10 protein-coding genes are annotated in these 13,472 nt (G+C 52.3%); 5 read left to right on the forward strand and 5 right to left on the reverse strand.

Translation table 11 applies throughout. The features are described 5' to 3' along the window. Nucleotides 1-24: 24 nt before the first annotated feature. A complete protein-coding gene (locus tag HP566_RS03245) occupies nucleotides 25-1,623 on the reverse strand; it encodes a PQQ-dependent sugar dehydrogenase (RefSeq protein ID WP_249975829.1) in 1,599 nt (532 codons plus the stop codon). 228 nt (nucleotides 1,624-1,851) lie between these two features. Between HP566_RS03245 and HP566_RS03250 the strand changes: the two genes are divergently transcribed. Next, a complete protein-coding gene (locus HP566_RS03250) occupies nucleotides 1,852-2,787 on the forward strand; it encodes a glycerophosphodiester phosphodiesterase (protein WP_249975830.1) in 936 nt (311 codons plus the stop codon). A 190-nt stretch (nucleotides 2,788-2,977) separates the two neighbouring features. Here HP566_RS03250 and HP566_RS03255 read toward each other — a convergent pair whose 3' ends face one another. From HP566_RS03255 to HP566_RS03270, 4 genes are all read right to left on the reverse strand, one after another. Next, entirely contained in the window at nucleotides 2,978-3,871 is an 894-nt protein-coding gene (locus tag HP566_RS03255; RefSeq protein ID WP_249975831.1) for a dihydrodipicolinate synthase family protein, read from the reverse strand. A 179-nt stretch (nucleotides 3,872-4,050) separates the two neighbouring features. Beyond that, the gene (locus HP566_RS03260) at nucleotides 4,051-5,073 is read right to left on the reverse strand and encodes an ABC transporter substrate-binding protein (protein WP_249975832.1); all 1,023 of its coding nucleotides are present in this window, start codon (nucleotides 5,071-5,073) and stop codon (nucleotides 4,051-4,053) included. A 69-nt stretch (nucleotides 5,074-5,142) separates the two neighbouring features. Further along, nucleotides 5,143-5,919, reverse strand: coding sequence for an ABC transporter permease (locus tag HP566_RS03265; RefSeq protein WP_249975833.1), 777 nt, complete (start codon nucleotides 5,917-5,919; stop codon nucleotides 5,143-5,145). Beyond that, nucleotides 5,916-6,785 carry an ABC transporter ATP-binding protein gene (locus HP566_RS03270; RefSeq protein ID WP_249975834.1) on the reverse strand — a complete coding sequence of 290 codons (870 nt, stop codon included), beginning with the start codon at nucleotides 6,783-6,785 and terminating at the stop codon, nucleotides 5,916-5,918. The genes HP566_RS03265 and HP566_RS03270 overlap by 4 nt, the downstream gene beginning before the upstream one ends. 358 nt (nucleotides 6,786-7,143) lie before the next feature. On the opposite strand from HP566_RS03270, the gene HP566_RS03275 reads away from it, so the two are divergent. From HP566_RS03275 to HP566_RS03290, 4 genes are all read left to right on the forward strand, one after another. Next, the gene (locus HP566_RS03275; protein WP_249975835.1) at nucleotides 7,144-7,833 is read left to right on the forward strand and encodes a GntR family transcriptional regulator; all 690 of its coding nucleotides are present in this window, start codon (nucleotides 7,144-7,146) and stop codon (nucleotides 7,831-7,833) included. Between the two features lie 9 nt (nucleotides 7,834-7,842). Continuing rightward, a complete protein-coding gene (locus tag HP566_RS03280; RefSeq protein WP_249975836.1) occupies nucleotides 7,843-8,514 on the forward strand; it encodes a flavin reductase family protein in 672 nt (223 codons plus the stop codon). 101 nt (nucleotides 8,515-8,615) lie between these two features. Beyond that, the gene (locus HP566_RS03285) at nucleotides 8,616-9,878 is read left to right on the forward strand and encodes an amidohydrolase family protein (protein WP_249975837.1); all 1,263 of its coding nucleotides are present in this window, start codon (nucleotides 8,616-8,618) and stop codon (nucleotides 9,876-9,878) included. Nucleotides 9,879-10,580: 702 nt separating this feature from the next. After that, nucleotides 10,581-13,454, forward strand: a complete 2,874-nt coding sequence (locus HP566_RS03290; RefSeq protein ID WP_249975838.1) for a bifunctional diguanylate cyclase/phosphodiesterase — start codon at nucleotides 10,581-10,583, stop codon at nucleotides 13,452-13,454. Nucleotides 13,455-13,472 lie beyond the last annotated feature (18 nt).

The following is a 13,472-nucleotide window of genomic DNA, read 5'->3' on the forward strand; positions in this document are numbered from 1 at the left end:
CGCCGTTTGTGCCCCTGCCCACCATTAACCCGCAGGAGTAACCCTTAGCACCCTGCCTTCAGGGTTGTCGGTAAGCAGATAAATAGCGCCATCCGGGCCTACCCGCACATCACGAATACGCTCTTCCAACTCACCGAACAGGCCCTCCACATCCTCTGCGCTGGTACCATCACCAGACAAGCGCACACGGCGTACTTCCTGGTTAACCAGCGCCCCGACGAGCAAATCACCCTGCCACTGTGGGAACAATTCGCCAGTGTAGATCGCCAGACCAGAGGGCGCGATGGAGGGTGTCCACTCCAGAACCGGCGATACAGTGCCTGGGTACTCCTCAAAGGGCGTTACCCGTGCGCCGGTGTAATCCAACCCTGTGGTGGCAATGGGCCAGCCGTAGTTGGCTCCGGCGTCAATAATATTGATCTCATCGCCACCGCGTGGGCCATGCTCGTTGATAATCAAACGCTGATGCTCTTCGTCGTATGCCAGCCCTTGTACATTACGGTGTCCATAGCTATAGATTTCCGGCAGGGCACTCGCCTGATCTACAAAAGGGTTATCCTCCGGCACACTGCCATCGCGGTTTAAACGCACTAGGGTGCCAATGTGGTTTTCCAGGTTTTGCGCCTGTTCACGGTAATCAAACCCATCGCCCAGAGTAAGCATCAAGGTCTCGTCCGGTAACCAGGCCAGGCGGCCGCCATAATGGGCATCGCCATGTTTGGCGGGCGTCACGCGGAATATCTCCGTGACCTCTTCCAACCCCTCTTCCGTTAATATCCCGTAGGACAGGCAGGTATGATTGGCATCCCAGTCTCCACAGGCATAGCTAAGAAACAGCTGTTGATCCTCTTCAAACTGGGGTGATGGCAACACATCAAACAATCCCGCCTGGCCTGAAACGTAAACGTCAGGCACGCCATCCAGTGATTCCACCAGAGTATCGCCCTCTGCGCTTAGCAGGCGCAGCCGGCCTGGGCGCTCGGTGACCAGCATGCGGCCATCAGGCAGGAAAGCGAGGGACCAAGGGTGCTCTAACCCTTCCGCGAGTGTTTCGATTTGATAGTCCCGACCTTCATCCGGGGCTTGCGCCAACGCAGGTGGTGCCTCCATTACCAAACCAGCCACGCCCACCACTAGAATAAACCCAGCCACCTTGCTGGGATGCTTGGCACTCCAGCCCCTTAATGCGGCAAATAGTGCCCCTGCAAACGCGGCACTCGCCAGCATGGCCACGAACCCCAGCGTGTTGCGCGTTGCCGCTATCAGGGTAGGCATCGGCGCAAAGTGATTCACAAGATAGAGCGTTACCATTAACCCAAGGGCAGCCCCCACCGAGCAGAGCAGTATGCGGTGTGTGCCGTTCAACAGCAGACGCGAAATCATTAACGCAATGGTTTGGGAAACCAGGAAACCCACCGAAAATAACAGCCCATAGATGGGAGAGAAGGTGACCAGATCCCATAGAGTGGTCATCACCCTTCTGCCGGTTGAAATCTCTACCCCCATACTCTGCAGCGCAGCCAAATTTACCTGGGTCTGAATAATGCTGCCCAGCACAATACCCGCCGCCAGGGCGATAAGGGTATGGATAACTAACGTGGCCTTTTTTGTCTGCTTATTCATAGCGAGTGCTCTTACGTCCATATTGGAGGCTTGATTTACTTAGAGTAGCAGTAAACAGCCCAGCCCATAGCACGTGAGGGGGGCACAGCTTGTGGTTGAGCAACCCCTGCGCTGTGAAAGGTTAGGCAGAACCGCTCGCCCGCTGCTAACCTCTGACCATTAGCAGTTTGGATTACCGTTCAAAAGCAGGTAGGGTTATTAACTGAACATTCAATTAAAGGAATATCTATGCAACGTCATCCTCTGTTTACCGCCATTCCACTGGGTCTTTTCGCTGCTGCTACCTCATCTGCTGCGCTGGCAGAAGCTTCACCACTGGAGCAACAGCTAAAGGATCTGGAATCATTCCAAGTGATTGCCCACCGTGGGGCCAGCGGCCATGCGCCGGAAAGTACGCTGGCATCTTATGAGCAGGCATATGAATGGGGCGTCGATTATCTGGAATTGGATGTTCAGATTACCTCTGATGGCCAACTGGTGGTATTCCACGATGACGCTATTGACCGCACCAGTGATGGTGAAGGCAAGATTAATGACCACACCCTGGAAGAGTTGAAGGCGCTGGATACCGGCACCTGGTTTAATGAAGCGTACCCCGATAACGCAGACCCGGCATTTGAAGGCACCGAAATTCTGACCTTGGATGAACTGTTTGAGCACTTCGGCCACGATACCCGCTACTACATTGAAACCAAGTCACCGCAATTGAACCCCGGTTTGGAAGAGGCCTTGGTAGAGGCACTTGAAGCCCACGATATGATTGATACTGGCCGGGTGCTGGTGCAGTCGTTTGAACAGGATAGTCTGCTCAAAGTACACGAACTGAATGAGAACATACCGCTAATCCAACTGGTGTGGTACCACCCGGATGAGGAAGACAACACCCAGCTTAAGGAGTGGACCGACGTAACCCCCGCACCGGATGACATCACCGATGAAGATTTTAAGGCGATAGCGGAGTATGCGGTGGGCATTGGTACCAACCATATGTATGAACAGCAGGTGGTGATTGACGAAGCCTTTATTCGCCAGGCCCAGGAAAACGGCCTGCCTGTCCATATTTATACAGTTAACGAACCGGAAGAGATGGAGCGTTTGATGGACTGGGGCGTCAATGGCCTGTTCACCGACTACCCAGACCGCCTGCTGGAACTTATCGATTGAACAGTAACCAATAGCAGTCTCAAGTAACCCTATGCGGGGGCGCTGTGAACCCATCCGTGGGCGCTACTTTCGCCGTCCATGGCGAAAGCCCCCTGCTACGAGTTACTCGATACTACGCCAAGAAGCGGGGCAAAAGGTGTGTCATCAACCTGATGCCCGGCCTTTGACTGGGCGTTGTGGTTTCGGCCTCTTACATTAAACCCAGCTGCACCAGTACCTGGGCAACGCGCTTTCGGTCGTCACCTTCCAATGTTTTCAGTGGCTGCGGGAGGCAAGGCTGGCTCACCTTTCCAGAGAGCTCTGCCATGGTAGCAGCCACTCGCAGACTGCCGCCGTAGTCACGATAAAGCGCCCATAGTGGCTCAAGCGCATCAGAAAGCGCGCTAGTGTTGTGCGTGTCGCCTGCCAGTGCGGCCCGGGTGATCGCCAGCGCCTGCTCAGGAAACAGCCCACCCACCACGGAATACCAGGCATCGCAGCCCGCATTTAAACCTGTCGCCGCTGCCGGGTCGCCACTAATACCTATCGTGACATCACTGGGGATCAGCTTGCGTAGCCGGGTGACCCGCTCACGAGCAGCATGGATGTCGTTGACCACCGGAGGAATCTTAATGGAACGCACCTGGGGCAACTGGGCGATACGTCCATGTAACTCATCGCTGAACTCAAAATGTGTAGTGCCAGGATTATCATAAACACACAGAGGTACGCTCAACGAGCGGCATACGGTTTCATAATGTGAGAATACTTCATCATCAGTGAGCTTCTGGTAGGAGACCGGGGCCAGCAGCACACCACTGGCGCCTGCCCGCTGAGCATCTTCTGCCAATGCCAGCACATCCCGGGTGCGCAGCGCACCGATGCCGACGATCACCGGCACGCTGCCTGCGTTTTCTACGCCAAGTTTGGCAATACGTCCACGCTCCTCACGACTTAAGTAAACATAGCTCCCAGTAGAGCCCAGCGTACCGATCGAGTCCACACCCGCCTCAGCGACGTGCTGGACTAAACGGGCAAACTCATTCTCGTTGATACCTGATTCGTTCATAGGGGTTAATGGAAATGCACTTAAGCCAGTGAACATGCAGTATTACCCTTTAATGGCGTTGGATAGGTCGGCAGATATTATCTATAAAGGGTGTTAGGCCATATGGCAATGCCGCCTTTGCACGGCCTTAAAGGCTTACAATACCGCATAAGCAATAAAAAACGGCACCTCTATATGAATAAGAGGCACCGCATTTATGCTTAAGGAGTAGCTAGTTAGGGAGCTTCATAGGTAAGCTTTCGCTCTTCACGAGGGGGAAGAAACTCGCGGGTAAAAATCGCGGAAACATCCGGTGTAGACTCCAGCTCATAGCCCTCCACGATGAGTTCTATTGCCCTCGCCAAACGCTCATCGTCAAGATCCCCCATGCCAAGCTGGGCATTCTCATCAGAAAGGATCAGGTTTTCATAGGCAAACTGCATACGCTGCATTTCGATATCACGATTAACAAGGTTGTCGTAGGCCATAATGGCATCGCCCCCCGCTTCGTGATCCACGCCAATTTCAATCGCGGCACGATTGATCGCGCGTACCAGCCCTGCGACCGCGTCAGGGTTCTCGGTCAGCAACTCCTGGGAGACCATCACGCCGTTCGAGTAAAGCTCTAAGCCATAGTCACCGAAGTTTAACCAGTTGAAATCCGCCTCTGGGTCTTGCCGATTGAGCAGCAGGTTAAAGTAGCTGGTAATACTAAACACCATGACGCCATCAACATCACCACGTATCAACATGGGTTCCTGCAGGTTAGGCGCCATATTGTCGATGTTGATCGCATCCAGATCCACGTCGTTGATACGCGTTAACACTGGCAGCAGGCGAGTGGTGGGCGTTCCCTGCGAACCTCCCAGTGTTTTACCTTCAAGATCAGCCGGGGTTTCGATGCCTGTCTCTTTTTTGGACACAATCACAAAGGGTGAGTTGCTCCACATGTTGTAAACCATGACCGGCGCACTGTCAGGGCGTGTGGAGGCATTTTGGATAATCGCGTTGATATCCCCAAACCCTGCATCATAAGTGCCGGACATAATACGGGTAACGGTCGCTCCTGAACCTTCACCCTGGTCAATCGTGACATTTAAGCCCTCATCTTCAAAGTAGCCCTCCTTCAATGCCAGCAGCATCGCGGCATCCGATCCTTGGGTCGTCCACCCAAGCGTAAATCGAATATCCGTTGCCGCCATCGCGGTGCTGGTCAGAAAAACCGATAGTGCCAGGGGAGTAAGAATTGCCTTGCGCATTGTATTTGCTCCTTGACGTTGGGATAAGTGATTCATGCTGCTCGCTCCTGAACTGGTCAGGTTTATCGATCACATGATGGTTGCATCATCGCGGCGGGTGGTCGCCCAGCCAGCGACGCGCTTTTCGATCAACGAAAAGACGACGTATAGGGCGACACCCAGCCCTGAGAGGATGAAAAGACCCGCGAACAGCAAAGGCACGTCAAAGTTGGACGACGCCTTCATCATCACATTGCCTATCCCCCTGTTTGAGGCGACGGTTTCGGCTAATACCGTGCCGACAAAGGCAAACGTGACGGCAATTTTCAAAGAGGCAAAAAAGAAGGGCATGGTGCGGGGTAAACCAACATTCCACAGAATATCGAACTTGTTTGCTCCAAGAACCTTCAGCACATCTTCAAGATCGGGTTCAGTGGTTGCCAGCCCGGTGGCAATGTTGACCACAATGGGAAAGAAGCACATGGCGAGGGCTGTCAGTATTGCGGGCACCGTGCCGACGCCAAACCACAACACCAGGATGGGCACCACCGCCACCTTGGGAATGGAGGAAAAGCCGATAAGCAACGGGTATGCGGTGTCATAAGCTGTTTTTGACACACCGATTGAGGCGCCGATGACGACCCCCACCACAACCCCCAGCGCAAACCCAACCATGGTGGTCATCAGTGTCTGCAGAATATGCGGCCAAAGGACATCAAAGCGTAAAACCAGTGTGGTTAATGCCTGACTAGGTCGCGGTAAAACGAGATCTGATACATTGAGCATGATGCATAGCAGTTCCCAAACAACAAAGAAGCCAAGAATGAGAAGAGCAGCCCACAGCCGACGGCGAACTTCATACTTCATAGCTCTTCTCCCTCTTTATCTGCATCCGTACGCGCTTCTTCAATCATTGCTCTCAAGCGTTGATTGAGCTCCACAAACTGGGGTTCAAACGTCATCGGCACAGTTCTGGGGCGCGGAAAGTCGATAGGTGAGTCGTTGATGATGCGTCCTGGGCGGGCACTCATAACGCAGATACGCGACGCCAAAAAACCGGCCTCTTTTAAATCATGGGTCACCAGCAAAACCGTTGGACGTAACTTCATCCATAAGGACTGCAGGGCGCCCCATAACTCTTCTCGGGTAAATTGATCCAGCGCACCGAAAGGCTCATCCAGCAGCAGTAGCTGCGGTTCATGGATCAGCGCACGACACAGGTTGGCACGTTGCAACATGCCGCCTGAAAGCTGCCAAGGGTAGTGCCCAGCAAAACGCGACAACCCCACTTCGGCGAGCAGTTCGTGGACACGGTCGCGGTACTCCCCTTTACACTTCTGACGGAATGCCGACCGATAAGGCTCGACAATTTTCAATGGCAACATGACGTTGCGCTCAATGGTAAGCCAAGGCAGCATCGTGGGATTTTGAAACGCCATGCCAATGCGCATCATTTTGGCACCGACTTCCCGCCCTCCCACCAACACCACACCAGAGGAAGGGCCTAACAATCCACTGGTCAATTTAAGAATGGTGGATTTCCCACACCCGGAAGGGCCGACCAGTGCAACGAACTCTCCTTCCTCAATGCGTAAATCGGTTGAGCTGAGCGCTAATAGGCGTTTGTCATCCCGTCCAAACGTGACACTGGCACGTGAAAGCTCCACGGCAGGAGGCCGGTGTCTATCTGAGACGATTGGCTCAGCAGGCATTGGGACTTGTTGATCAATCATGGCAACCCCGTACATTTCATTGAAACAATTGAATCCAATATCTAAGGCGTTCACCCGGTACTTTTTCGTCTGGACGCTTTCTTATGTTGTTAAGGCTGAGCGTTGTGAGCTCCGCGCTTTCAATTAAAAACAACCGTTTATTTCACTGTCATCTTTTAGGGGTACAGCACTCACCCTACAGATTGCTATAATCTGACCCACTTATGGAATGCATGCTGACAGTCTTCGCAAACAACTTTTACACACGATTGAGTGCAATATCAACATAAAATTGCATTCAATTATTGACGACTACCCTGCATTCGTCTGAAACTATGCCTTCGCACACCGCAAGGCGAATACATGCTGGAAACCATTTATGTCGAGTTCTAACAGCCGTAGCGATGCCATCTATGCCTCACTAAGACGTGCCATTCTTGAGCAGGCGCTGCGCCCTGGGGTGAAGCTGCCGGAAGATACGATTGGAGACTCTTTCAGCGTTAGCCGCACGTCAGCCCGCAATGCGCTGCTGCGCCTGGCGTCCGATGGTCTTGTAGACATACGCCCAAACCGAGGCGCAGCTGTCGCGATGCCAAGCCTTGCGGAGGCAGAGGATATTTTTTCGCTGCGACGCTGCCTGGAGAGAGAAGTGATTGAGCGACTTTGCCGCAAGATGTCCAAGGATGGAATCGACGCCATGCTTAGCCATGTTCGTGAAGAGGAGCGTGCGCTGAAAGCATCGAGCCCACGCTCAATTCGCTTGGCGGGAGAGTTTCATATTTTGCTTGCAGAACTGACAGGCTCTGAAGAATTGACCAATTTTGTCACCCGGATAGTTTCCCGCTCATCCTTGATACTGGCGCGTTTCGGGCGCCCACACTCCGCTGAGTGCGGTATTCGAGAGCACCAACAACTCGTTGAAGCCCTGCGCGAACAGGATCAGGCCCTGGCGATAGAGATCATGGATTCACACCTGCATGCCGTGGAAGACCGCGCAAATAACGACCCGGATCAGGAACCCGATGTCAGTGCGATTCTTAGCCGCTACTTAATTTCCGACCAACCTTAGGAGACACCTATGCCAGAAAAATCCGCGCCATCTTCAGAAGGTTTTATCCGCTTTGACTTCGACACGTTGACTCCTCATGAGCGCTATAAACTGTTAATTGGCGCCGTTGTGCCCCGGCCCATCGCCTGGGTAACCAGTATTGATGAAGCAGGACGCGTTAATGCCGCCCCTTTCAGCTTTTTTAACGTGCTTTCCGCTGATCCTGCCATCCTTGCGATTGGTGTAGAAAACCACCCCAACCGGCGCTTTAAGGACACGGGACACAATATCCGCATGACCGGCGAGTTCACGGTCAATATTGTGGACCACGAAAACCTACATACCATGAACACCACGGCCATCTCGTTCCCCCCTGAAGTGGATGAACTCAAAGAAGCGGGCCTCACGGCACTACCCGGCACTAAAGTCGCCTGCCCTTATATTGCCGAAGCCCCTGTGGCGCTTGAATGCCAGCGGCATGTAACACTTGAAATCAGCGCTGCACGTGAAATTGTTTTGGGCCGCGTCGTCGCCATGCATGTTCGTTCATCCATCATCAATGAGCGCCTCCATATCGATCCGGCTGGCCTGGACGCACTGGGGCGTATGGGAGGCAATGGTTACTGCCGTAGCAACGAGACATTTGATCTTAAAGGAGTTTCACTTGAACAGTGGGGTAACCACCGGGGAGTGAGTATTTGACCAGAACGTCATCACCAACAAAAACAATATTAAATTGAACATAATATATAAACAAAAATGCATTCAATACAGCCTAATATCGTTTACAGGAGTCTCCTTCAATGTCGCACACTCTTAAACCAGAGCTTGTGATCATAAACGCTGTACTACCAGACTTACCGGGCCTTTACTCGGTGGCAGTGCGGAAAGGCAACATCATTGCCGTTGACCTACAGCGGGATAACGACCCAGCGGTAGCGGCAGGCGTCGCGACAGAAGATGCGAATGGTCGATTAGTGCTACCAGGCTTTGTCGATAGCCACGTTCACCTCGATAAATCCTGTCTGATGAGCTGCTGCCAAGGCCCAGGGGATGGCCTGAAAGGTGCTATTGAAGCGGTATCGAGAGCCAAGGGGTCTTTTACCATGGATGACGTATATAGCCGTGGTGCGAAAACGCTGGAAAAGGCCATTCTGCAAGGCACTACCCACATGCGTACTCACGTTGAGGTCGACCCCCGCGTAGGTCTGCGCTCCTTCGAGGCTATCAAAGCGTTAAAGCAGGATTACGCCTATGCGATTGATCTCTCAATTTGCGTATTTCCCCAAGAGGGCCTGACCAACGACCCTGGTACGGAGAGTCTGCTTCTTGAAGCGCTCGATAATGGCGCTGACTTGATAGGCGGCTGCCCTTATACCGACAGCGACCCCCAGGCTCAAATTGATCGCATTTTTGATATCGCCACAGAGAGGAATATTGATATCGACTTTCACCTTGATTTCGATATTGATCCCAAGGGTGCTCTGCTGTTCGAAATTTGCCGTCAAACCACGTCGCATAGCTGGAAGGGCCGAGTTACCATCGGTCATGTCACCAAATTATCAGCGATGGACGAGCAGGCATTTCAGGAAGCCGCTAATTGTCTGACAGCATCCGGCGTTGCCGTCACCGCGCTTCCTGCCACGGACCTATATCTGAATGGGCGAAATCACTCCTTTAATACTCCCCGCGGGATCGCTCCTGTTCACCGGCTGGTGTCTCAGTATAATGCTCAAGCCTCGTTAGCCACGAATAATGTCCTTAACCCTTTCACGCCTTTCGGTGACTGCTCGCTCCTGCGCATCGCCAACCTTTATGCCAATGCCATGCATGTTGGCCCGGAGGAGTTTGGGCTCTGCCTGGAACTGGTGACTTATCAACCTTCCCGCATCATGAGGCTAGTAGATTACGGCATCCACCCCGGTGCCCCCGCCGACCTCATTATTCTTGATGCCACCGATACGTCCAGCGCACTTGCTGAGATTTCTCCGGTCATCGCTGCATTTAAAAATGGTCGCCTCTCGTTTCGCAGAACGCTCCCCACCTTATGTAGGCCAACGCATTAAGAGATCGGGAAAAGACGGCTAAGGCGTTGCGCCACAAACAATTAGCCATTCTTCTATTTCGCTGAATCCAGAGCAGGCCAACACCCTTGACACACCGAATGGCGGCGGCCGACCGCAAGCAATTCATTGAGCCAGCGCAAACTTTTTCTTCGCTGCAATCGTTGCGTTGACATCACCCTCTGTAAACTCCTCAAAATTGGTGTAGGGTAGCCACTGCGTGCTGTTTTGACACAGTTTCATTGTTTCCGTTAATAATAAAAGGCCGATAAGCTATTAATACGCGGGGACTTTCCACCACGGCGCAGGGGAGAAAGCGTCATTAGCTCATTCACATCAACACTGTGGACGGAATCTACACAGTGCACCAGTCCGGCGTTTACGAACTTTGGGTAGCGTTCGTACCATGCCGCTCTTCTTCCTGTTACGTTCCGAACCTGGGCATTTAGCCTGGGTATTCCCTGGAGTCGTATTCATCGCAATAGCAGAGCCGTCGCATGCCCAGTCGGTAACAGATGAAACGGCTATTTTATTGGTCGTCCATTCCGATGTAACCACCCACAGGTTAAACCGTAATACCGCACTGGCGGGTTGTCAGCTCAAGCCTCCGCTAATAAACCGGCAACGGTCAGTATTGGAACACGCTGCTGTTCCCGCTTGCGCTGCGCTTTTAACAACGACTGAACCTGAATGGGACACGCGTTGATGAAAGGTCTTTCATCTCTACAAATGCACCAAAGACTAAGTTTAATCTGGCGCGTAACAGCACTTAGCAGCCTGCTGTTACTGGTACTTGTAACTCTCTTCATTTGGCTGGGCCACCATCATTTAACCCAACAACTGGAGAACAGCCGTGCGGCCCACCACGAGCGGCAGCAGCGTGTAATTCGTTTGGCTATACAGCGCTCGGCCGATAACTTACACCCACTGGCAGGCTTGATAGCAACTGCACCTGGCTTGATCAATGCGCTAACTCAGAGCAGCACACTGAATGTCGAGACAGTGTTAACTTCACTGTGGCCTACCCTACAATTAGAGGACAACGTCAATCACGTCTTTGTGTTTGATGCTCACGGAGAGTTGGCCGGCCACTTGGGCAGCCGTGAACCAAACACTGAACGCCACCTTTATGACGGGATAGACGATATTTTAACCACCGAGTCTCCCATTACCGCACTGCACTGCACGGTTAGCTGTCAGCAGCTTGCAGTCATGCCGATACTGATGGATGGTACAACTATCGGAACAGTGGTGGTGTCGCGCTCTCTTGGGGACGTCATCAGGCAGGCCAGGGAGGTATCCGGGGGAGAAATCGCCCTTCTGGTGACCAGCCGCCGGGAGGCTCAGAGCATCGGCAAGGAGCGCCAATTACCGGATTGGAACGCTCATCTGGTTGCCGTGAACAACCATGAACAATTACTTCCTTTACTACAAATTGCCTCAACCGCCCTGCCTATTCATCACTTGGTTGACACACCCTTTAATATTGAATATGCCAACCGCTATTTGGAACTTAGCGCCGTCCATATGGAGCATAATGGCGATTGGCGCAACACCGGCTATTTCTTACTTATCTCTGATGTCACACCACAAGTTACCGCCATTCAAACTGCTACCAACACCCTACTCATCGTTGGTCTGGTGGGTTGGCTGGCAATTGAGACACTCCTGCTATCCATTTTATGGGGGCCTATGGCGCGGCTCAGACGTGTTGCCGAACTGCTTCCCGCCTTGGCAAATGGCAAGTTTCTCAGCGTGCGGAGCAGGCTACCTACCCATCAGGCCCGCCTCTCCAATGAAATTGATGTACTGGAACACTCGACCCGGGAACTCTCGTACCAGTTGGAAACGCTTGAAAATGCGGTTAAGGATCACAGCGATCAATTAGCTGAACGTATTGATGAGTTGGCCAAGGAACGCGACTTTGTTAACCACCTGTTGGATACCACCCAGGTCTTCATCGTAGTCCAGAATAGTGCCGGGCAAATACAACTTGTGAATGACTACACACGGGAAAGGCTGGCGCTTGAAGACGCCGATTTATTGGGCCGTCGCTTTGCCGATATTTTTGACCAAAATGCCTCGTCAGCTCATAGTAACGGCATTGAGTCCCAAGCGACTGACCCAAACAGTCAAATATATGAGGACGAGAACAGCACACCTAGCCAGGAAGAAAAAACCCTTCAAACCTACGACAAACGCTTCTATACCATTGCCTGGTACCACTCACCTCTACTTGAAAGCAGCGGAGGTAGCGCTGCACGTATTTCCGTGGGACTGGATATTACCGAGCGTAAAGAGGCTGAGTCGCGTTTAACCTGGCTGGCCGAGCATGACCCTTTAACCGAGCTTTTTAACCGCCGCTATTTCCAGGATGCTCTGCTAACGACCCTCTCATGCTGCTGTGAAGGCGCTATCCTGCTGATGGATCTGGACCAGTTCAAAGAGATCAATGAGCTTAGCGGCCACCACATTGGCGACCGGTTGCTACGCGAAGTCGCAGAAACACTGTTTTTAAATCTGGGCCAACGCAGCACCATTGCACGCCTGGGTGGCGATGAATTTGCATTGCTGTTAGAGAATATCAATGGTGAGCAAGCGATTAATATCGCGGAGTATATTAGCCAGCTATTAGATGCTATCAGCTTTACAAACGCCGGCAGAAAACATCATATATCGGCCAGCATTGGTATCGCGCTCTTCCCCACCCATGGTCAAACCCCTGCCGAACTACTGGCCAGTGCGGATATGGCAATGTACAAGGCCAAAGAGAGCGGTAACCAGCATTGGTACCTGCTTTCAGAGTCTGAAAACGCAAAAGATGAGATCCAGGAGCGCGTTTACTGGGTAGAGCGCCTGCATAGCGCCCTCGAATCAGACAGCTTTGAACTGATGGTACAGCCTATCGTCCGTCTGGCAGACCGGGATATAAAGCACTATGAAGTGTTGCTTAGAATGCGCAACCCAGATGGCAGCTTAGTAGAGCCCATCCACTTTATTCCTGTGGCGGAACAAAGCGGTTTAGTGGTTCAGGTTGACAGATGGGTGATTAAACACAGCCTACAAGCACTTAAAAAACTACGGGAGCGAGGTATTTCATTAGCGATCAATTTATCCGGCCAATCGCTCCACGATATGGGACTAAGACAATACTTAATGGATGAGCTGCATCGCAGTGGCGCCGACCCCCGCCACCTTATTCTGGAAGTGACCGAAACCGCTGCCATTACCGATTTTTCAACTGCACGCGATGTACTACAAGCCGTTCGTGATCTGGGTTGCCGCACAGCCCTGGATGATTTCGGTGTCGGCTTTAGCAGCTTTCATTACTTGGGCCAGCTGCCCGTTGACTATATTAAAATTGACGGCTCATTTATCCGCAGCTTGCTTATCAACCCTGACAGCCACACGATCGTAAAAGCGGTCGCCGATATCGCTAAAGGATTTGGTAAGCAAACCATCGCCGAGTACGTTGACCAGGAGGCTTTGGCACCTATTTTAAAATATTATGGAATCACGTATGGTCAAGGGTTTCACTTGGGCAAACCTGTAACGTTAGAAGAGTTACTAACGAATTGAGTTAACTATAAAGAGAAT

It is taken from the genome of Vreelandella olivaria, assembly GCF_023507745.1.
Taxonomy (GTDB): Bacteria; Pseudomonadota; Gammaproteobacteria; order Pseudomonadales; family Halomonadaceae; genus Vreelandella; species Vreelandella olivaria_A.

Excerpts from the sequence above, each read along its gene's own strand:
- HP566_RS03245 (WP_249975829.1), bottom strand. The coding sequence starts at position 1,623 with ATGAATAAGCAGACAAAAAAGGCCACGTTAGTTATCCATACCCTTATC.
- HP566_RS03260 (WP_249975832.1), bottom strand. The coding sequence starts at position 5,073 with ATGCGCAAGGCAATTCTTACTCCCCTGGCACTATCGGTTTTTCTGACC.
- HP566_RS03275 (WP_249975835.1), top strand. The coding sequence starts at position 7,144 with ATGTCGAGTTCTAACAGCCGTAGCGATGCCATCTATGCCTCACTAAGA.
- HP566_RS03290 (WP_249975838.1), top strand. The coding sequence starts at position 10,581 with ATGAAAGGTCTTTCATCTCTACAAATGCACCAAAGACTAAGTTTAATC.
- HP566_RS03270 (WP_249975834.1), bottom strand. The coding sequence starts at position 6,785 with ATGATTGATCAACAAGTCCCAATGCCTGCTGAGCCAATCGTCTCAGAT.
- HP566_RS03255 (WP_249975831.1), bottom strand. The coding sequence starts at position 3,871 with ATGTTCACTGGCTTAAGTGCATTTCCATTAACCCCTATGAACGAATCA.
- HP566_RS03285 (WP_249975837.1), top strand. The coding sequence starts at position 8,616 with ATGTCGCACACTCTTAAACCAGAGCTTGTGATCATAAACGCTGTACTA.
- HP566_RS03280 (WP_249975836.1), top strand. The coding sequence starts at position 7,843 with ATGCCAGAAAAATCCGCGCCATCTTCAGAAGGTTTTATCCGCTTTGAC.
- HP566_RS03265 (WP_249975833.1), bottom strand. The coding sequence starts at position 5,919 with ATGAAGTATGAAGTTCGCCGTCGGCTGTGGGCTGCTCTTCTCATTCTT.
- HP566_RS03250 (WP_249975830.1), top strand. The coding sequence starts at position 1,852 with ATGCAACGTCATCCTCTGTTTACCGCCATTCCACTGGGTCTTTTCGCT.